The organism is Anaeromassilibacillus senegalensis, from assembly GCF_001261775.1.
GTDB classification, from domain to species: domain Bacteria; phylum Bacillota; class Clostridia; order Oscillospirales; family Acutalibacteraceae; genus Anaeromassilibacillus; species Anaeromassilibacillus senegalensis.
The window spans coordinates 63,273-83,771 of sequence record NZ_LN868537.1 but is presented as its reverse complement, the minus strand read 5'-3'; the positions used below and the strand labels follow the sequence as shown (position 1 = coordinate 83,771).

The following is a 20,499-nucleotide window of genomic DNA, read 5'->3' as shown; positions in this document are numbered from 1 at the left end:
CATCCTTTTTCCGGCCCAGTACACGCAGGACAACCGGCTGTTATTTTACATGTGGGAAAACTACATTCAGTTCTGGCACTGCAGCGCCTTCTTAATTGCAACGGATTGCTGCGAACCACACAATTCCGCGACAATGCGCAAGGCAAAATCCACCGCCACGCCCGCGCCCTTGCCGGTGATGATCCGCCCGCTGACACAGACCGGCTGGGAGGACAGGCTCGCACCGTTCAGTTCCTTTTCAAAACCCGGGAAACAGGTAGCCGTACACCCCTTCAGCGCATTCATATGTCCCAAAATGGACGGCGCCGCGCAGATAGCCGCCACATGCAGGCCGTTATCCAGGCAGTAGCGAATCGAGGCCGTAACAATCGGGGATTTTTCCAGATTAAGCGTACCCGGCATCCCACCCGGCAGCACAACCAGTTCCATTCCGTCCGTTGTAACGTCCTTTTCTTCCAAATCCGCCACAACGGCAATCCCGTGGGAACCAACGACGGTTCTGCCGCCGACGCCCACGGTTTTTACGTCCAGCTCCGCGCGGCGGAGGATATCCACCGTCGTCAACGCTTCTATCTCTTCAAAACCGTTTGCCAGAAATACATAGATCATAGCTGCACACCCCTTATCAATACAATTCAGTCTTTTCCCAGGCCCAGATATGGCGCGTTTTGCCCCACATTGAGCTGTTCCAAAGAAACGCCGCCCAGCGGTTTTATCATGCCGCACGCAGTGGAGGACGGCAAAGGAAGCGGTTCTCTTGCAAACCGTTTCAGCAGGCCGCTGTTTTTGGGAAGGCGCAGGCGGTAAAGCGGCGCGGGCATCTCCTTCAGGATTCCCGCCAACACATCGGGCAGGCTGTTCCCAGAGCTTATCAACTCCGTCACCTCACAGGTATCCCGTTCCGCGGTCCGGCAAAGCGCGTATCCAACCCCCTGCGCTCCCTCCGCACAGACCAGTTTTCCACCGTAGGACAACTGGTTTTGTACGGCAAACCAAAACGAGACGTCGTCCCACAGGACGGAGCCGTTTTGATTTTGGAGCGCCTTGTCTCTTATGCCGTTGAGCTGTCCCGGCGGGAGGACGGCCCGGCTCCACAACCGTTCCGATGCGAACGCGCGCATTTGCAGGTCGGACAACTCGTATTCATCCCGCTCAAAAAAAGTTTGGTAATCCGATTTTGCATAGTATTTATACAGGCTCCGGTTCGCGGGCAGGATGACGGAATATTGCTCCTCCCTCTGTGTGCCCACCAAAGCCGCATATGCCAGCAACGCATTCATGTACCCATGAGAACGATGCTCCGGCTGCGTGGCGCATGCAAATACATAATGCGCACGGACCGGCTTCCCGTTCTGTACGACCCACGCGGGCAACAGGTGCAGCATTGCCGCCACCTTGTTCCCGGACCGGTATACCAGACAGTTCTCCGGTAAAAAACGGTTGTTAAAAAAGAAATTGGCATACCGACGCTCTTCGTCAAAGCTTATCTGCCAAAGCGCCGCCAAAGCCGGGCGGTCTTCCCAGTTTGCAAAGCCGATCATTGCGGCGCCTCCTTTTATTCCTCCGGAATTTCCGGCGTTTCCTCCAGCAGGGTGACAACGTATTTTTCCAGGATAATCGCCGGATAATAAGAGAGCTTCGCCTTGCGCAGCCCCTCAATTCCCAAATCCTCTTCCCGGTTGACATAACGGTACGATTCCAGATGCTGGGCGGCGAACGCTTGGTTGATCGCGGGATAAAGCCCCTCATAGCCGCTTAACGCTTTTTCAAAATGCAGCAGGTAAGTCTCCGGATTAATCTCCTCGCCGACCGTAAAGGCAACCGGCTTGCCCTCTATGCGGAGCAGTCCTCCGGAAAGATGCAGTGCATCGTAATACTTGAAAGCCTTATGGATGGCGCAGTTCTCACTGTCCGTTCCATCTTCCTCTCCGCAGCCGCCGTTCTGCTCACACCAGGCGCGCGCAACCGCGATGCAGTCCTTAAAATTATCCGGAGAAATATCTTCATAGGACCAGTCATAGGTTCGCTGAAAACGGGACAGATGGTTGCGTTTACTGTGGTACTTTCTTCCGGACAGCTGGATCAGGCTCTGTGTGTCATAAATATAGTCGGAAGAGGCGCGGTCCAGCTGGTACCGGAATTTTCCCGGCATCTCCTGTTCCAATGCTTCGGTCTGTTCCTTGGTCAAACCCCATATGCGGAATTTACAGCCGCGCTCTTTTGCGTCCGCCAGTAACCGTTCCACCTGATCCCGCATCGAGCCATTGCCCAGAGGCAGCTGATACGTCATCCGCATCGGGCCGCCGGAACAGCGCAAAATCAAATCGTCTGTTTTACAGACCTTCGTTGCATACGCATCGCTCCACAGGTACAGCGTGCCAAACGCAAATTCGCTGCCCATCCCGCCGGACGCGGTCAGCGCCGGCTGCATCCATTCGCGATCGGAAACCTCCGGTATCCTGAAATCAAACATGTAAAAATGTCTCCTCTGCCAATCGTTTCATCAGTTCCTCATGAATTTGCTCCACTGCTTTAGCATTGTCGCCCTCTGCACAATTTATTACAAGCCAGCCGAGCTTTTTTGCCGCGTAGGCCGCGCTTTCCCGGCAGACAGAAAGATACGCCGTGTCGCGTTCGTGAATATCCTTTTTCTGTTCGTCGCCGTGGTAGCGCACGCTGAGCAGCTTTTGGCTTACTTCCGGCGGCATATCCAGATAAATGGTGCAGTTTGGTTCCGGCAGTCCCAGCTTGTCATATTCATAGTCGCAAATCCATTCAATAAAAGCGTCCCATTTTTCATGAGGCAGCTTCGACATTTGATAGACAATATTGGAGGTGGAGTAGCGGTCCGCCACAATGGTTTTGCCAGCCTCATAATCCGGCTTCCAAAACTGTGCAAAGCTTGCAAAGCGGTCCACCGCATAAAATGAGGAGGCCGCATAAGCATTGACCGCCTGCGGATCCGTGCTGAAGGCACCGCCCAGGTACATTTTTACCAGTGCGGAGGAGGGCTGTTCATAATCGGGAAAGGAAATGCGGCGCAGGGAAACGCCCTGCTTTTTCAACGCCTGGCACAGCAGCGCGGTCTGCGTTGCCTTGCCACTGCCATCCAGTCCCTCCACCGCGATCAAAGCGCCACTCATTCCGTGTCCTCCGTGCGGAAGAACGCGCGCACTTCCTGCACCCTGCCGCAGGACATTTTTCCTTCCGTACAGGCGCCCCGCATGCAAGCCGGACCGGCGCTCGCAAACAGATGCGGCGCCACTTTGCGCACCAAAAACAGCATCTGCGTGGCGACATCCCGGATCTCCCACTGCGCGCGGTTGCAGCAGCGCAGCGTAAAGAAATTCAGCAGGGAACGCGCATTAAATGTACAGATCATTTTGGTATCGCAGGCGTTAGGCAGGACAAAACGCGCGTCTTCAATCGCCTGTTTTTCCGCCGCGCGCTCCGCCGCCTTTTCTTCCCTGCCCTGTTCAATGAGAGTTCTTTTATGTTTTTCTTTTAAAATCGCCGTCAGGCGCTCATAATGCTGTTGATCCTCCTCCATTGCGGCCAAAAATTCCGCTTTTGCCTCCGGTATCTTTTCGATTTCCGGCGGAACCACATAGGAAAAACAGTTCTCCGCCACATACCGCTGACTTTGCACACTGAAGGATGCGATACGGTGCCGTGTAATCTGCGCCAGAAGGGAACGGGAAACCCCTTCAATTCCAAAGGTGAAAGACGCGTGCTCAATCGGGCTTTCGTGGCCGATCTCCGACAGCATCTCCACAAAAGAAGCCGTTTTTTCCGCTGTAAGCCCCTGCCCAATGGAAGCAATAGACGAAGGGGAATAACAAAGTTTTGCTGCCATTGCGACCGTTTTTTCCGGTTGCGGCGTATACGTTAAAAGGGTAACCTTTGCCATATGAACTCCATTCCCCGCCGAACTCCTTTATTTTGTACCAGACGCAGTCGGCGGCCCCTGCATCTTGACGCTGATCGGATCGAGTACCGATTCCCTTTTTCCGACAATAATTAAAGTTATTATAACAAATTCTTCCTTCTACTTCAAGTATGTGCCCCTTCCTGCATCAATCGCCCCTTCCGATTCCAAAGGATTCAAAACAGCCTTACACTGTAACCAAATGCAACGTTTTCAATGGCTGCGGGAACGGCAAGATCATTCTGTTTTAAATATTTTCGTTTCGGAAAGAGACTGTTTTAGACCAGGTATGCTATAATAAGGCAAACAGAACCTTTTTAGGAGGCTTTACGATGAAAAAGGATTCGATCAAAGATTATGCTCTGATCACGCTCAGCACCCTGCTCATCGCGGTCGGCGTTTATTTTTTCAAATTTCCCAACAATTTTACCTTTGGCGGCGTGACAGGTCTCGCGGTCGCAGTCGGCAAGATTCTTCCTTTTTCGCCCAGCGCAGTCAACTTTGTGGTCAATATGGTTTTACTGCTGCTCGGCTTCCTTTTCCTTGGAAAGGGATTTGGAGTACGTACGGTCTATTCCAGTATGCTGCTCTCCATCAGTTTATCCGCCATGCAGTACCTGTTCCCGCTGGACAAGCCGCTGACGGACGATCCCATGCTGGAACTGGTTTTCGCCATTGTTCTGCCCGCACTGGGTTCCGCAATCTTATTTAATATAGGCGCTTCAAGCGGTGGTACGGATATTGTTGCCATGATTTTAAAGAAATACTCCAGCATTAACATCGGCAACGCACTGCTGGCGAGCGATCTGCTGATTACTCTTTCCGCCTTCTTTATCTTTGATATCAAGACGTTTCTGTTTTCTATGCTGGGCCTGTTTACCAAATCTCTGGTGATTGACAACGTCATCGAAAGTATCAATATGTGCAAATATTTTAACGTGGTATGCAGCAACCCGGAACCCATCTGCGATTTTATCGTGCATAAACTCGGGCGCAGCGCAACGGTATGCAATGCAGAAGGCGCTTTTTCCCATGAGGAAAAGCAGATTATTTTTACCGTTATGAGCCGGTATCAGGCGGTCATGTTGCGGCAATACATCAAGCAGGTGGAACCGGGTGCGTTCATTCTGATTTCCAACACCAGCGAAATCATCGGCAAAGGATTTCACAACGTATGACGCAAAAAATCCTCCAATTGTAGGTATCTCCTATCTACAATTGGAGGATTTTTGCATCTGCCGATCGGTCAGCGCTTTTTCCGCTTCATATCCCATAGCAGCCAGATTAAAAAGAACAGTGCAGCAATAAAACCAAACAAAGCGATCAATGGGATCCCCCAGCCCTTAGGCTGTATATCTGCCGAACACAGCAAACTGGAACCGATCCAAAAAGCCGCAGTCAAAATGCATTTAACAATTTTATTCACCATGCCGTCGATCTTCGCAAGCGGCTGCACGGAACCAATCCATTCCAGATTGAGTTTGGTTTGCCCCTTTACTCCCATACGCAGCAAGTCGGAGATCTGAGCTGGAATATCGACCGCCTTATGCGCCGACTCATACAACCTGCGCCCGCTGCCGGTTATCTCTTTTTTCCAGTCAAAATCCCGCAGAAAATCTGCTGACATCCGGTTGGCCATAATTTGGAGCAGGTTGATTTCCGGACTGAGTGTGGCGAGCACGCCTTCCAGCGTCAGAATCCCGCGGCTGAGCATTGACATTCCCTTGGGCAAGGAGATATGATGTTCCCTTGCCAAGTTCATCAATTCCTCCACGATCTGTCCCAGATTCATGCCGCCTAAGTCCATTTTTCCGTATCGGGCAAGGAAATCATCAATGTCGGAATATAGTTTTATGTGGTCAATTGGCGCTGTACAAACGCCGATTGTCAGCACAATATTTTTCAGTTCGTCCACATCGCCCCGCGCCATCGCCTTTACGCCGTCGCGGAATAGCGCCTGATCGCGGGCGGACAAACGTCCCATCATTCCCAAATCGATCCACACAATTTTCCCGTTCCGGATACGGATATTTCCCGGATGCGGGTCCGCATGGAAAAAGCCGTCATCAACCACCTGTTTGACATAGTGATCTGCCAACTTCAAACCAATCTCATTGCAATCGTATTCTTCTATTTGAAGCGCTTTCAGACCATCGATCGGGATGCCATCGATATATTCCATGACCAGCACCTTGCCTGTGGTATAACGGTGTTCTATTTCGGGACAATCGACAAACGCGACCGATTGGTTCCGTTCGCGGAATTCCTGCGCATTCTTCGCTTCCAGCAGAAAATCCATTTCTTGCTGAGCCGCCGTCCACATCTCGTCCAACACCATATGCAGATCAATGACCGTGCCCACCTCCGTGAGCTTTAACAGATCGGCCGCCCGGTGCAAAAGCATAATATCCTGTGACATTGTTTCATGGATCCCCGGACGCTGTACCTTTACCACCACGTGCCTGCCGCTTTTGAGCACCGCCTCATGAACCTGCGCAATGGAAGCAGAGCCCAAAGGCTCTTCACAAAAAGAAAGAAATATCTCCTGCAACGGCTGTTTGTATTCCGATTCGACTACCTGTTTGACTTCAAGGAAAGAAAGTGGACGTACATCCGCACGCAGAAGAGCCAATTCCTCACAATATGCGGCGGGAATCATATCCCGCCGCATAGATAATATCTGTCCCAGCTTGACAAACGTTGGACCAAGCTCTTCCAGAACAATACGTACTTTCTCTGGTGTAACGCCTCTCACAAGATCATGCTTTGCAAGAATGGACACAATTTCACGCAGACGTCCACCGCTGCCAGCCGGCTCAGAAGATGTCGTCTTTTCCATCGCCTTCTTTTGCTTCCAGCTCTTCCAGCTTCTTCTTCAAAGCTTCACGTTCCTCACGGCTCATGGCGTCTACATCCACCTCCGGCGCTTTTTTAGGCGGAGCGGCCAGCGGCTCTGTCGGCTGCGCCTTTTTGGCGGCCTCCTGCGCCCGGTGTTTCAATTCTTCATTAAGCGCTTTGCCTTGTTCTACGGTGATCTCACCTTTTTTCACAAGTTCTTTAATGATTTCATCAGCTTTCTCCGCAGTTACCGCCACGGCGCCGATTCCCGCTAATAAAACCTTTTTCAACGTGGCTTCCAATTCGGTAAGCATTGCAATTCCTCCTTTTTCATAACCATATTTTATTAAATGGATGGTAATAAGATTCCAGAGTTATCATAGCATACTTTTTCCAGAAGCAATTGAACAATTTGTGTCCAAATAGAAAACAAGCCGTGCACCGATTATGAACATCTAAGCACGGCTTTATTGTATTAAATTTCGTAGTCGACACAGGCGCGTCCACAAGTGGAAGCACGCACGGTTTCCGCAACCGCCAGGTGCGCGGGATTTTTCTGATAGGCATTCTGCGCTTCCTGTGTGGTAAACGCACAGTACAAAGCAATGTCATACTCTCCGCCGTTATAGTTTTGTCCAAATTCAATATCCGTCAACCCGTCGATGACCCCCAACAGCGCTTTAAACCGACTTTGTAACGAGACCACCAACTCATTCAACTGTTCGTTCTTTACTTCGTCCTTCAATTTCCACATGACAATATGCTTAACCATTTTTCAGCTCTCCTTTAAATATCCAAAACATTCAATCCGGTTTCCGGATCCAACTTTCGGCCGATGCGGCCATCCAACCGGCGAATAAAAAGCTCACAGGTAGCACTGACCACCGCCTCGTTTAGATGCCCACCGATCACTGTCCCATTTAAATCACCAAAAGTGGCATGCACATGCAGATAAGGCTCCCCATTCATCTCCGTAATATTGCCTGTTAAAGAGGTCATTTCCATTGTGCCATCAAACTCACGAGAAATATACTGCTGCTTTTCAACCTCATAAGCACCGATCACCACATGATTAACCGCCCCCAGTGCAGAGATCGTTCCCAACGCTATCTGTTCCTGTGCACACAACATTTAAATGGAAGATAAAACCTCTTCTCCCCTCTGCAAACGCACAACATACGTATCGCCAACAAGATATTGAGTCATTGCATTCACTTCCTGATTCCTATTTGTTTCATTGTAGCAGGCAGTGAAAAGGATTTCAAGTGGGTACGGACGGGATAACAAGTGCACGAATATGCGAACTTATTCAAGAGACCGCTCCAAATTCAAGTGGGTGACGAATATTTCATACCGGGCAAGGCATTTCTCTACCTGTCCACAATTTGAGCGCTCTTTGGCAATCGCATTGCTGCCTGTAAAACCGGAGAGGCGCCACTTGCGCGCCCGCCTCTCCCCATAATCTATCGCCCTACCCGGGGCGTTTTGCACTGTCTGTATCACCCAGGGCTGTTCACAGGCTGATGCTGCGCATGGTTGTTTTGAATTACGTCTTACGTTCTATTCTTTTTCCGCTTTACTATACTTCTTACGCGCTACCAAATAGCCAAACCCATATGCGATTACACCAACGCCGATCCCCGTCTGCACACAGAATAAAAGGCTCTCAATTTCCCCTGGAAGCTCTCCGCCAATCACCTGTTCCAGCACCGGTGTAAACCACGGTTCATAAGCTTCCCCGCGAATCTGTTCCACCATTTGGCTTCCCGCGTCATCGCTCCCGCCAAACGCCGCCCCCTTCAAAACAAACAGCGGTACAACGGCAAGGAGCAGCACCAAAACAAGGGAGAGCACCACGATTTTTGTCTTATTACGCATATCAAATTTCCTCCAGAAAGCCAATCTCACGCAGTTCCGGCTCTGCATAGCTTTCCAGTCCAAGGATAATGAGCATGGTCAAAATTCCTTCAATTACCGCAAGCGGGAGCTGTGTGGGCGCAAATACCCCCAGGAATTTCACGGCGCTTGCGGCATTTCCACCTTCCACGCTCGGGTTTGCCAGAGCCAGTTGCAGACTGGTCACACAATAGGTAAACAGGTCTCCCAACGTCGCCGCGATAAAAATATTGGCCAGACGGGGAATCCTGCATTTTTTGCCCAGTTTATACAGGCCCCAGCTGAGCAGAGGGCCGGCGATCGCCATGCTGAACGTATTTGCTCCCAGGGAAGTCAAGCCGCCGTGCGCCAAAAGAACGGCCTGAAAAACCAGCACAATGATTCCCAAAACGCTTGCGGCAACCGGACCAAAAAGGATGGCTGCCAATCCGGTGCCGGTCATGTGGCTGCAGCTGCCCGTAACAGATGGAATTTTCAGCGAAGAAATCACAAAGATGAACGCACCGGCCATCGCAAGCAACAGCAGCGCTTTTCTCCGCCGCTGAATCGTATGCCGGATGGAGATCACACCCCCTGCCAGGAACGGAATACAAACGGCGCCCCAAAAAACGCAATGCAGTGGGGGCAAGTATCCTTCCATAATGTGCATGGCAAATGCATTCTGGGGTACACAGAGCACAGCGCCAAACACAACGGAAAGGACAAATACTTTCTTTTCATTTCGAGTCATGTTTTTCCTCCTTACAAATTATGCCGCAAAAAATGCCTTTCTCTGAATCGAGAAAGGCATAGGATAACAAACAGTTACCAATACGGCAAGCTGAATGCTGTCTGCGCAAACGTTTTGTCCGTCCGCCGCGCAGTTCCCGCCTTTCGAGGTCTCCCTCCGGCAGAATATCAACTACAAGGCAGGTCTTCCGGCTCAGGCGTTTGCGCTCCGGCTCTGCCTTCCCATGTGTACCCACAGTGGCATAAAAAAGCCGGAACTTGCCTTTTACGGCGGCGGTCCCGCACGGGATTTGCACCCGTTTCCCTATTCTCCCGACCAGCTGAACACCTCGGGCACCTTGTAATATCTGTAAAAACAATATACCATAGAATACCTGATCTGTACAGGAATTTTTAATTGCCTTTGCCTGACTGTGCGCTCAAATAGATGGTATAGCCGTCTTTTCCACGTTTCTTGGTCTGGTAAAGAGCGGTGTCCGCACGTTTATACAATGACTCAAACGTTGTTCCATCCTCCGGCGACATCGCCACACCGATGCTGGCGGATATGTTCCAGCGCATCTGCCCAACCACATGCTGCATATGCAGTGCGTCAGAAAGTTTCTTTCCCATTTCATCCGCCTGCTGCCTGCCGGAAACCACAGTAAAGGCAACAAATTCATCGCCGCCGATTCTGCCAATGACCGACTCCTCATGAAAATGCCTCTTAATCGTATTCACAAAGGTAACAATCACAGAGTCACCAAAGGCATGCCCATGGGAATCGTTCGCCTGTTTAAAATTATCGATATCAAAGATGAAAAAGGCGTACCGACCGGTTGAGTTCTGCTCCAGCAAGCGATTGATCTGACGGGCCGTGGCCATTTTGGTATAAAGTCCGGTCATTTCATCCTTCTGGGCCAGCTCAGACATCTGAAGCGCCTGCTTCTTCTCTTTATCAATATTTTTGCGGTATGTAAACATGTGGACACAGCCATCCTCCGGCCAAAAATACGTATGGGCGTCAATCCGCAGCCAGAAATAGTCTTCGCCATCCAGACGGATCATGAAGTCATACCGCAGATGCGTATTTCCCTTTTCATATTCGCGCAATACGTTTTCCGGTGCAAAGGTGGAAATATAGCCCTCTCGAAACTCTTCCTTAATTTGCTTTTTCGCAATTCCCCGCAGCGCCTGATCGTAGGGGATGTCTCCCGGCATTCCCAAGCTTTCAAAATACCGCTTGGTACTTTTGCCTGCCGCCCGGTTCTGCGTTATATTCAACTCATAGATGTTATCATACATCTGCTCCGTCGTCTGCCGGAAAACTTCCTGTTGCTTTTCATTCATCTCTATGATCTTTTGATTAAAGCCCCGGATCACATATGTGATTACCACAAGGATAATCCCGATGATCGCAAGAATAATCAGGACAGTCTGAAAAAGCTGCCGGTAAAGCTCTTCCATCAGGGGACCGATATTTCTTTCCACCACCAGATGCCAGGACAATTCCGGCAGATAGCGCGCAACCACATAACTGGACAAACCGGCCGTATCAGCTTCAGAGGTCCAAAAGCTGCACGCAGCTTCCTCCTTTGTCCAATTCAGAACTTTGCGCTTTACGTCGCTGCTGAATGCATTCAGCTCAAATAGATTTTCCCGTTCAAACCCCGTATACTGCGTGGAAATTTCAATTTCTCCCGCATCGTCTATCAAGTAAGTCTGGACGCCAAACTTTTTTTCATAATCGAGCAACAGGCTTTGCAAATAGTCAATGCGCAGCCCTACACCGACAATTCCCAGCGTCGTCCCCGCATCCGATTTAATTTTACAGTTCACAAAGACTGTAATTTCATTATTTGCCGCTTCGTCATTGTCCACATTCATCGCATAATCCGCATCGCTGTCCAACAGCTCATAATACCAGACATTTTCCGGAGTCTCGCGCGTTAAAACCCGGTCCAGCCCACGGAAATTGTAGTATCTGCCGGTTGCCGTGGAAACCAGAAAAACCGAATCATAGCTGTATTTCTCCTGATAGTTCCCCAAATATTCCCGGAGCCTTCCGATATAGTCTTCGTCATCCAAATGCGTTGCTTCGCTGCCGAGCAGATCCCGCAGCAGGCTGTCGTTTGCCATTGTAAGAGAAATATTTACCGGCTTTGTAAAGGTGGTCGTCAACTGATAATAAATCCCCTCGGAAGTCAGGGAGGACACCTGTTCAATACTTTGTAAAGACGCGTCAAAATTCGCCTGATAGCTGAGAACAGCCGTCAGGCAAAAACCGATTATAATAACAATACAAACCATTAGATTGGTCCGCAATAAGATATTCTTTTTCATGCCCTATCCCTCTTTATATGTAAGAACCGCCAGATGCGCTTCTGGTGTGCTTCGCGTTCAAGCGTTTGCACATTAATTTAGATATTATAGCATTTAATGCGTCCTGCATAGTTTCAATCCACAAATTTACGTCACAGTTATTTCATTAATATGTATATATTATAAAACGCCTTTCAATTTAACAAATACGTATTCTCTTTTGATATCTATTTTTCAAAAGCAAAAGACGAAACTGCTCTTCGCTGATGTCAAAAGCAGTTTCGTCTTTTAAAAAATAATTTTATTCTATTCAGGCACCAAACCCATTACAGGCTGTCTCTCAAAATGGATATGATTTCCTCACGCGGCAAATCCCTGTATCCGCCGTCCATGTGGATCGTACCGTCTGCAATGCCGTCCAGCATCGCCTCGTCGACTCCCAAGCTTCGCAGATTCATGACAAGCCCCAGTTCGCGCATGTAATCCTCCATCCGGTCAAGCCCCTCACCGACGATTTCTTCTCCACTCTTGCCCTGTGGATCGACGTTCCACACATTGACCGCATACCGTTTGAACTTTTCCAGACCATAGGGCAGGATATGCCGGTAGTACGCCATGGAAATAGCGGAAAGCGTCATGCCGTGGGTTGCGTCTGTGTACGCGCCAACTGACTGCCCAATCATATGCACCATCCAGTCGGTGCTCTTCCCCTTGGCAATCAGCGTATTTAAAGCCCAGGTCGCAATCCACATAATGTTGCTGCGGGCCTCGTAATCTTCCGGTTCCTTCATTGCAATGCGGGAACTGTGGATCAGGGATTTCAGCAGCCCCTCTGCAATGTAATCACTGGTGTTGTCGTCAGTGCCCGAAAAATACTGTTCCAGGATATGCGACATAATATCAAAGAATCCGGCAGTCATCTGATACTTGGGCAAGGTATATGTAAAAACCGGATTGAGGATGGAAAACCGCGGGAACACATTGTCTCCAAATACATGGCCAATCTTTTGTTTTGTCCGATGGTTTGTAATGACCGCACCGCCGTTCATCTCCGACCCGGTTCCAACCATGGTCAGTACACAGCCGACCGGGATGATCCGGTTGTCCACATCCTCCATGCGCAGATAATATTTCTCCCACGGATCTTCCTCACAGTAAGCAGAAACGGAAACCGCCTTCGCATAGTCACAGACGGAGCCGCCGCCAACCGCCAGAATCAGATCGACGTTGTTTTCTCGCGCTCTTTTGCAGCCCTCGTAGAGCTTATCGACTGTGGGATTCGGCATAACGCCCGCATCCTCAAAAACGGTTTTTCCGCTCTCACGCAGAATTGCGGTCACCTGTTCGTAAACGCCGTTTCGCTTAATGGAACCGCCGCCGTATACCAATAAGATATTTTTCCCATAGCGGGACAGTTCCTCCTGTAAAAAATCCAAAGCGTTTTCTCCAAAGTAAAGCCTTGTAGGGTTGGCATAGCAAAAATTTCCCAACATTTTTCTTTCCTCCTGTTTTTTACGTGTTGAAATATACCGCGATCTCCCGCATGCGGGCTTCCTGCTTCACATGAAAGGGACAGCGGGACTCGCAGTGTCCGCATTGGGCGCATGCGTCCGCTTTGACAGACAGCTTTTCATAATGTCCTTTGGCCAGGACGTCGCCTGCCAGAGAAAGGTCGTAATATTTATTGATCAGCCCCACATTGAGTCCCATGGGGCAAGGCTGGCAGTGGTTGCAGTAGACGCAGATTCCGTCTGCATTTTGGGGCGTAAACGCGCTGATCGCAGCATAATCCCGCTCCTCAGGACTGGCTTCCAAATACGTGAGAACCTCTTCCAAGTCGCTGCGGCTGCGAACGCCGGGAAGAACGGTAAGCACTGCCGGCCGGTCGAGCGCATATTGCAGGCACTGCGTTTTTGTGAGCGCCTGCTTAAAAGGAGATGTCGCCGCATGCAGCAGTTGCCCCCCGCCAAAGGGTTTCATCACTGAAATGCCGACACCTTCCTTTTCACATTCCCGATACAGTTCCCTTCTGTCCGCCATGCTGCCGATTCCATAGGTTCCGGTGGAGTAGTCATAGGCCGGATTGATGCTGAACATTACCATATCGATGCAGCCCGTCTCCAGAAATCGCCGGACCATTTCCGGGTCGTGGGAGGAAAGTCCCAGATGGCGGATGACGCCGCTTTCCTTCAGACCCTTCATGTAGTCCCAGATTCCATCTGACAGGATTTCCCGATAGTCATCCAGTTCATCGACACAATGGACGAACCCTATATCCGCATAGTCGGTTCCCAGCGTCTTGAGCTGCCCCTGAAAGGTTCGCCTGATTTTAGAGAGGTCCCGCGTCCAGCCATACCGGCCGCCATCGTAGACCGCACCGAAATGCATCTGTAAATACACATGCTCCCTGCGTCCCGCCAAGGCATGGGCATAACATTCGTACGGCTTCCCCTCCGAAGCCACCATATCAAAATAATTGACGCCCCTCTCAATCGCCAGATTGACTGTCTTTTCAATTTCGGCCTCGCTGCTCTCATGAATGGAACCCATTCCCAAACCGATAATACTGATGTTTTCGCCGCCGTGCGGCAGCTTTCTGTATTGCATATTCGTCATTTTTCCTCCTTACGAAACGAGTCAGGTACTGCGGCCTTTCACCGCCTTTATCACAACGATACACCCTGGAGTTCACTTCAAGTCAAGAAAAAAATCGACGATGCCGCAATTTATTTTTCAGGCCGCTTATATCACAAAAAACCTGTAGGCCCGATTTACACATCGGATCTACAGGTTTTTTCCACAACTATTCTTTGTATGACAGGACTTTACAGCTCGCACAAGCCCTATCATTATTTTTATCCCACGCTTTCCCGGAAACTAAACACGGCCGCGGCTGCTTTTGTTCCGTCACCGACTGTAAGACGGTAAAGATGCGATAAATTTTTCCACGTAAGCCGTGTGATATCCCCGCTTGGCTCAACGCCTGCACGCGACTGCAGCCACTGAATCGCCGCAACAGAGGCCGCATCGTGGACATTGTTACAGGAAACAAGCGGAAGAGAATCATAATGGGAGTGGAGGGCGATCAGCATGCCGTGAATCATATACAGGTGCTCGTTGACCTCATTGGCACGAATAACCTGGCCTCTCTGAAAAATTGGATTTACCGATGCCGCTGGGCTGATCTCCACTAAAGCGCGCCGGTACTCGTCAGCCACGGCGTACCAGGTATCCATATCGGTTATGCCGGTGATGGGCAGCCCATGCCGCCTTTGGAACGAGGAAACCGAGGCGATGGTATCGTTGGCATAAATCCCGTCTGGCACAACGGGAAGAACTTCATTGTCATATTGCGCAATGGCCCGCAGCATCGTTTGCAGGCTCCGGACCGGCTGGCCAATCGGTTCGTTTGTAACCGCCATTTTATCACCTCCTAATTTGAATCAGCCATGCCATAGCGCAAGCTGTAGCCTGGAAACTGTGCGAAACGGGGCGATCTGGCAAAACGCAGTTCCCCAATATCGTCAGCCAGGGCTTTCATGGTGGCGGAATCAATTTGTCCATTTGCCGGAAGCTTGCAAAGTTTCTGAAATTGCAGGATCGCCCGCTGGGTCATCGCATCGGGCTGCCCGGTAATCGGCGGGCGGGGCATGCCGGGCGTAGCGTTGGCCACTGCGTTGAGCTGCGTCTGCAAAGCCTGGACCGTGGTGGCTGGGGCCGGGTTTCCCTGATAGGGAAAGAGTTCCCCCCGGCTGAGGACCGTCTCAGCGACACCCGCATATGCGTCGTAAATGGCGTCCCATGTGGGTGCGCCAACCTCCCCTGTCTCCGGCATGCCGGCGCGCCTCTGAAACGCCAGCACCGCGCTCTTTGTTTCTGCGTCAAAGACGCCCGTAACCTGCACTGGTGGGATCTGCGGGGTAAATTCGGAGAGAACTGCCAGCATATACTGCAAATGGGACACCTTCTGGCCGCTGTCTCCCTCGATAATGGCATCCGGATACGCCCACGATATCCCCGAAAAGGTCTGCCCCTGTGAATTCAGCTCTGCCAAACGCTTCACGCCCACATACAGCTTGACAAGCTGGTACCAGGTGCCTTTTCCCACAACGCCGTCAACGGCAAGCCCAAAAATGCTTTGAAATTTGCGCACAGCCGCCGTCGTCATCGGGCCGAACACACCGTCCACCGGATAAATCTTTGGAATCGCCGGATAGTTCTGTGAAATACGGTTCAGGGATGTTTGGATAACGGTCACATTTGGGCCCGTGTCCCCTTCACGCAGTGCTGTTCCCGGATAAGAATTGGTTATGTTTTGAATGGGGGCGTCTATTACAAGCTCGATATCGTCGCCATAATAATTTTGGAGAATCCGCATAGAATCGTACCCCTGCTGCGCCAGTTCCTCGGACCCCCATTGGCTCAGGCCCTCACAGGTTGAGGTTGTGCCGTTGCAGAAGGAGGCAAACAAAGGCTCTACAAAGCCCTGGCGGCGTATGTAATCGTTAAACAACTCATCGACAAGGCGGCTGATATCCTCAAAGATATTGCGGCCTTTGACAAACGCTTGATCATAAGCGGTTGTGTTGGTAATATCAAAATTGTAACCCCGGCTGCGATAGAATTCCGTGTATACACGGTTTAACGCGTAGGAAACCTGAGCCAGAATGTTCGCGCGCATGGCGCTTTCACTCCATGTGGGATAAATTTCACTGGAGGCAACATTCTTGATATAGTCTGAAAAGGACACCGTTACATTGGAGGCGCCACTGGACGGCGACCCCAAATGCACGGTAATGTTTTCCGGTATGTATGGAATAACGGTTGGCAAAACGTACCTCCTTACAAGTTCTGCGGCGTAACATTGAAGGTCTCTGTCTGGTTCCAGACCTCCGGCGCCTCGTCCAGGGGAATGAACTGTAAATTTTGTTCCGACACGGTATCGGGAAAGATTTGCACATCCTCCACGATAATTCGCTCATATTGCGGGTGCTCCGCTGTCACATCCACCAGGGAAAACGGGCATTCTTTAGACGGTGCCTGGCTTGCCGCCAGATCAGGGGTCGGAATGCTGATCGATCTGGTTGCGCCGCTTTCATCGGTCAGCCAGACAGCTAAAAGTTCCGTCAGTCCATCCGGCGTCTTTTGCGTAACCGTAACCGTAGCATCCTCTACGGGAATCATCGCGTCTGAAGTGAAAACACGGGCCAAAAGGTATCCCTGCGAGGGCATACTGATCCCTCCTTTCTCTGTTCTTACAACCTAAATATATGTGCCGGAAGGAAAATTCAGACGAAAATTCATCCTCTTTTACAACCAACAAAACATAGCAAAGGACCTGTCTTCTGTAAAAAACAGAAAACAGGTCCCTATTCATCCGTGTGGAACGTCACCGATACGCATGCATTTGCTCAGCAAAGCAGTCTTATCGCGCGGAATCGGTTAGCCAATAAACAACTGCGTCCAATAATTTACGCCGGATGCATTGCGGTAATAGCCCACCCCGATCGACGTAAACTTGGCATTCATAATATTCTTTCTGTGACCCTCGCTGTTCATCCAGCCCTGCATCACCTGCTCGGGGGTTTTCTGTCCCCACGCAATATTTTCACCGGAGCTTCTGTAATTCACCTTTTGTTCGGTCAGTGCGGTAGAGAAGCTCCTTCCATCTGGCCGGGTGTGCGAAAAGGACTGTGTAATCTCTTTGGCCCGTACCTGTGCGGCCGAAGCAACCGGCTGGCTGAGCGTAAGCGGAGCCAGTCCCGCCTTGGTTCTCTCCTGATTGACAAGTTTCACCACCTGTTCGGCATAAGACAAGGTATCCGGATCTGTGTCAGGTGTTTCTGGCTTCGAAGAGGGCGGCTCGGGGGATTCAGGCTCCGAAGGCGTATCAGGCTGCGAAGGTGTATCCGGCAGCGAGGGGATCTCGGGACGTGAAGGCTTCTCGGGGCACCAAGGCAGTATGGGACGCGAAGGCAGCTCAGGGCACCATGGAATATTGGGGCGCGACGGCTTCTCGGGCCGCGAGGGCGTTTCGGGCTGAGAAGATGTTCCCGGATCTGAAGACGTTTCCGAATCCTCAGACGTATCCGGGTTCAACGGTTCTTCGGGCTGCGAAGTTTCTGTCTGGGACTCGTCTTCAGGCAGCTCCGGACGCGAATCTGTATCCGGGGAAGAAATTACATCGGATACCGTGGAATTGTCGTTCTCTATGTTGGGCGCTTCCAGATCCGGCTCTATAATCTCAGGCTCTTCCGGTTTCTCGGACACTGTACTGTCCTCATTCACCTCTGAATCCACGCTGTCCCCCGCCGGTTGATACACACCGTTTGGGTATGAATTTCCTGGATCAATTGGAAGCTGAACGGATGCCGTCAGCAGTGCCAGAACGATCATCAGCAATTTTAATTGCTTCATAACTTTTACCTCCTACCATTTTATCGTATTGGTTACAAGTTTGTAACAATTTAATCTTAATATAAATTCATTGAAAATGATAGCGGTAAATTCTAGCAGACGTTTTTAAGCCTACGGATTCTTTCCCCATTTTTTCAAAACGGTTCCATCGCTTGCATTGTTTGAAGCACACAATTATAATGTAGCTGGCGGAAGTGCAAAAAGCCGCTGCCCGGCAAAACACAGAAAGCAGGTGTCGTTTATGGACCATAAAATTCTGTTGGTAGATGATGAACGAGATATCGTGGAGTTGTTGGAGGAAGTTTTGCGCCAGGAGGGATTTCAAAATATTCAAAAAGCATACACCGGAACGGAGGCAATCAACGCCTGCCGGGAATTACACCCCGACGTTGTAGTGCTGGATATCATGCTTCCCGATATTGACGGGCTGGAGGTTTGTAAACAAATACGCACATTTTCCTTCTGCTCAATCCTGTTTCTATCCTCGAAGAACGATGACATCGACAAAATCCTTGGACTTTCCTGCGGTGGAGATGACTACATTACCAAGCCGTTCAGTCCGCGTGAAGTTGTGTTCCGTGTGAAGGCGCAGCTTCGCCGCCAGCAGTATCAAACGACTGCATGCCAAAATAAGAATCCGCTCCTGACCGTCGGCCTGCTTTCGATTGACAAAGAAAGCTGCCGCGTCTATAAATCAGGAAAAGAAATCTGCCTCACGGGGCGCGAATTTCTCTTACTCACCTATCTGATGGAAAACGCGGAAAAAATCATTAGCAAAGAACGGCTTTATGAACAGGTTTGGGGCGAGTACAGCAGCATCTGCGATAACACGATTATGGTGCATATCCGGCATTTACGGGAAAAGATAGAGGATTGCCCGTCCCATCCGCAGCAGTTGATTACAGTGAAAGGCCTGGGCTATAAGCTTAAGAAAAGGACTGACTAAATGAGAAAATCCGGTTATCGTACAGTCTTTCATATTTATCTGATTTTCTTCTTGTCACTGCTCGGTACAATTTTGGCAGTGGTCTGTCTCAGCTCCCTGTTGATTACCGTTCAGCAGCCGGACGGCTCCACAAAAAGAAGCGACTGGCCTAAGACATTTACAGAGGAGTTCCGGGAACAAATCCTTTTTATTGACAATGCACCACAGGTTAAGCAGGCAGGAATTGCGCTGCTGCGTGATTATCAAATAGGCCTGCAAATACTGAATTCGTCCGGTACAGATATATACCATTACCAGGAGCCGCCGCAGGCAAGGGACGCCTATTCCAGCACGGACCTGCTGCGCCTTTATCAAACGGGACAGGCAAAAGACGGACAGGTTACCGCATTCGTCGGAACGGTATCCAATGAAGGAAAGGACTACGCGTATATTCTGTACTTCCCTATAAAAATTTCCAAAGTTACCATGTACTTGAATGGAGAACGATTTGCAGGTGGAAAGACCATTGTCCTTTTTGTTTTAGGCGTCCTTTTTTTGGTCGCCGCCGTTTCCGGCGTTCTCTATGGACTTTGGACGGCAAAGGCCATAAAGCGGCTCACAACATCCATCCAGGATATTTCTTCCAGAAGCTATCTCCCTGTTCAAGACCACGGCGCATTCCACGACCTGTATGACAGTTTGAATATGCTGGACGCGGAGATCAAGGCCAGCGACCAGCTGCAAACGCAGACGGAAAAGATACGGGAGGAATGGATTGCCAATATTACCCACGACCTAAAAACACCGCTCTCCCCGATCAAGGGCTATGCGGAAATGCTGCTGGAAGACGGCAATACCAGCGAGCAGCAATGCAAGCGCTATGCCGGTATCCTGCTGAAAAACGCGGCATACATGGAGACGTTGATTGACGATTTGAAACTGACCTATCAATTGGAAAATGGGATGTTCCCCTTAAAACGCAACGAACAAAATATGGTCCGCTTTTTAAGAGAACTGGTCATTGACCTTCTGAACACCCCGGATTATGAAAATCGGACCGTTCATTTTGAGAGCAGCTCGGAATACATTGACTTTACGTTTGACCAGACACTTTTCACGCGGGCTTTCCGCAACCTGGTCATCAACTCTTTTGTACATGGCCGGGCAGATACAGAGGTTACCCTGCGGGTTTCAGGCTCCGGTGAAACGGTTCGAGTGGACATTTCTGACAATGGGAACGGCATGACGGCGGAAGAAATGGCACATCTCTTTGACCGATATTATCGCGGTACCAGCACCGAAAAAAAGCCGGAAGGTTCCGGTCTGGGGCTGGCGATCGCAAAAAGTATTATTGAACTCCACAGCGGGACCATTTCGGTTTCCACTATTCCCGGCGCTGGTACCACCTTCCAAATTTTGTTTCCTGTCGTTAAGGTTAATTAAGGTTCTCTGAAGATCGCATTAA

The 20,499-nt window shown here is 50.3% G+C and carries 21 protein-coding genes and 1 riboswitch; of the genes, 3 read left to right on the top strand and 18 right to left on the bottom strand.

What is annotated here, in order from left to right; all coding sequences use genetic code 11:
* Positions 1-66 precede the first annotated feature (66 nt).
* The 5 genes from BN2106_RS06000 to thyX are packed head-to-tail and all read right to left on the bottom strand — an operon-like array spanning position 67 to position 3,910.
* A complete protein-coding gene (locus BN2106_RS06000; protein ID WP_050697689.1) occupies positions 67-609 on the bottom strand; it encodes a DJ-1 family glyoxalase III in 543 nt (180 codons plus the stop codon).
* Positions 610-635: 26 nt separating this feature from the next.
* Entirely contained in the window at positions 636-1,541 is a 906-nt protein-coding gene (locus tag BN2106_RS05995; RefSeq protein WP_050697688.1) for a GNAT family N-acetyltransferase, read from the bottom strand.
* A 14-nt stretch (positions 1,542-1,555) separates the two neighbouring features.
* The gene (locus BN2106_RS05990; RefSeq protein WP_050697687.1) at positions 1,556-2,473 is read right to left on the bottom strand and encodes a DUF2156 domain-containing protein; all 918 of its coding nucleotides are present in this window, start codon (positions 2,471-2,473) and stop codon (positions 1,556-1,558) included.
* Positions 2,466-3,143 (bottom strand): dTMP kinase, encoded by a 678-nt coding sequence (locus tag BN2106_RS05985; protein WP_050697686.1) that lies wholly within the window; start codon positions 3,141-3,143, stop codon positions 2,466-2,468. The genes BN2106_RS05990 and BN2106_RS05985 overlap by 8 nt, the downstream gene beginning before the upstream one ends.
* Positions 3,140-3,910 (bottom strand): FAD-dependent thymidylate synthase, encoded by a 771-nt coding sequence (gene thyX / locus BN2106_RS05980; RefSeq protein WP_050697685.1) that lies wholly within the window; start codon positions 3,908-3,910, stop codon positions 3,140-3,142. Before thyX ends, BN2106_RS05985 begins: the two co-directional genes overlap by 4 nt.
* Before the next feature lie 350 nt (positions 3,911-4,260).
* On the opposite strand from thyX, the gene BN2106_RS05975 reads away from it, so the two are divergent.
* Complete coding sequence (locus BN2106_RS05975) at positions 4,261-5,106, top strand: YitT family protein (RefSeq protein WP_050697684.1); 846 nt, start codon at positions 4,261-4,263, stop codon at positions 5,104-5,106.
* 68 nt (positions 5,107-5,174) lie between these two features.
* Here the strand turns inward: BN2106_RS05975 and BN2106_RS05970 are convergent, their stop codons facing one another.
* From BN2106_RS05970 to BN2106_RS15785, 13 genes are all read right to left on the bottom strand, one after another.
* Positions 5,175-6,767, bottom strand: coding sequence for an ABC1 kinase family protein (locus BN2106_RS05970; RefSeq protein ID WP_050697683.1), 1,593 nt, complete (start codon positions 6,765-6,767; stop codon positions 5,175-5,177).
* Positions 6,745-7,080, bottom strand: a complete 336-nt coding sequence (locus BN2106_RS05965; protein WP_050697682.1) for a phasin family protein — start codon at positions 7,078-7,080, stop codon at positions 6,745-6,747. The genes BN2106_RS05970 and BN2106_RS05965 overlap by 23 nt, the downstream gene beginning before the upstream one ends.
* 161 nt (positions 7,081-7,241) lie before the next feature.
* Complete coding sequence (locus tag BN2106_RS05960) at positions 7,242-7,538, bottom strand: Dabb family protein (protein WP_050697681.1); 297 nt, start codon at positions 7,536-7,538, stop codon at positions 7,242-7,244.
* 14 nt (positions 7,539-7,552) lie between these two features.
* Entirely contained in the window at positions 7,553-7,897 is a 345-nt protein-coding gene (locus BN2106_RS05955) for a PPC domain-containing DNA-binding protein (protein WP_050697680.1), read from the bottom strand.
* 429 nt (positions 7,898-8,326) lie between these two features.
* Positions 8,327-8,644: an energy-coupling factor ABC transporter substrate-binding protein gene (locus BN2106_RS05950; RefSeq protein ID WP_050697679.1), complete on the bottom strand. Its 318-nt coding sequence runs from the start codon at positions 8,642-8,644 to the stop codon at positions 8,327-8,329.
* A 1-nt stretch (position 8,645) separates the two neighbouring features.
* Positions 8,646-9,392 carry an energy-coupling factor ABC transporter permease gene (locus tag BN2106_RS05945; protein ID WP_050697678.1) on the bottom strand — a complete coding sequence of 249 codons (747 nt, stop codon included), beginning with the start codon at positions 9,390-9,392 and terminating at the stop codon, positions 8,646-8,648.
* A 160-nt stretch (positions 9,393-9,552) separates the two neighbouring features.
* Positions 9,553-9,747, bottom strand: a riboswitch (cobalamin riboswitch).
* Between the two features lie 37 nt (positions 9,748-9,784).
* Positions 9,785-11,713, bottom strand: coding sequence for a sensor domain-containing diguanylate cyclase (locus BN2106_RS05935; RefSeq protein ID WP_050697676.1), 1,929 nt, complete (start codon positions 11,711-11,713; stop codon positions 9,785-9,787).
* Positions 11,714-12,018: 305 nt separating this feature from the next.
* A complete protein-coding gene (locus BN2106_RS05930) occupies positions 12,019-13,185 on the bottom strand; it encodes an iron-containing alcohol dehydrogenase (protein ID WP_050697675.1) in 1,167 nt (388 codons plus the stop codon).
* 19 nt (positions 13,186-13,204) lie between these two features.
* The gene (locus BN2106_RS05925; RefSeq protein WP_242846258.1) at positions 13,205-14,308 is read right to left on the bottom strand and encodes an aldo/keto reductase; all 1,104 of its coding nucleotides are present in this window, start codon (positions 14,306-14,308) and stop codon (positions 13,205-13,207) included.
* A gap of 239 nt (positions 14,309-14,547) precedes the next feature.
* A complete protein-coding gene (locus BN2106_RS05920) occupies positions 14,548-15,114 on the bottom strand; it encodes a peptidoglycan-binding domain-containing protein (protein ID WP_050697674.1) in 567 nt (188 codons plus the stop codon).
* Between the two features lie 11 nt (positions 15,115-15,125).
* On the bottom strand, positions 15,126-16,523 hold the full coding sequence (locus tag BN2106_RS05915) for a peptidoglycan-binding domain-containing protein (protein ID WP_050697673.1): 1,398 nt from the start codon (positions 16,521-16,523) through the stop codon (positions 15,126-15,128).
* Positions 16,524-16,534: 11 nt separating this feature from the next.
* On the bottom strand, positions 16,535-16,924 hold the full coding sequence (locus BN2106_RS05910) for a hypothetical protein (RefSeq protein ID WP_050697672.1): 390 nt from the start codon (positions 16,922-16,924) through the stop codon (positions 16,535-16,537).
* 210 nt (positions 16,925-17,134) lie between these two features.
* The gene (locus BN2106_RS15785; RefSeq protein ID WP_050697671.1) at positions 17,135-18,109 is read right to left on the bottom strand and encodes a CAP domain-containing protein; all 975 of its coding nucleotides are present in this window, start codon (positions 18,107-18,109) and stop codon (positions 17,135-17,137) included.
* Between the two features lie 241 nt (positions 18,110-18,350).
* Between BN2106_RS15785 and BN2106_RS05900 the strand changes: the two genes are divergently transcribed.
* Both BN2106_RS05900 and BN2106_RS05895 read left to right on the top strand, forming a co-directional pair.
* Positions 18,351-19,055 (top strand): response regulator transcription factor, encoded by a 705-nt coding sequence (locus BN2106_RS05900; protein ID WP_050697670.1) that lies wholly within the window; start codon positions 18,351-18,353, stop codon positions 19,053-19,055.
* On the top strand, positions 19,056-20,477 hold the full coding sequence (locus BN2106_RS05895; protein ID WP_050697669.1) for a sensor histidine kinase: 1,422 nt from the start codon (positions 19,056-19,058) through the stop codon (positions 20,475-20,477).
* The last annotated feature ends 22 nt before the right edge of the window (positions 20,478-20,499 follow it).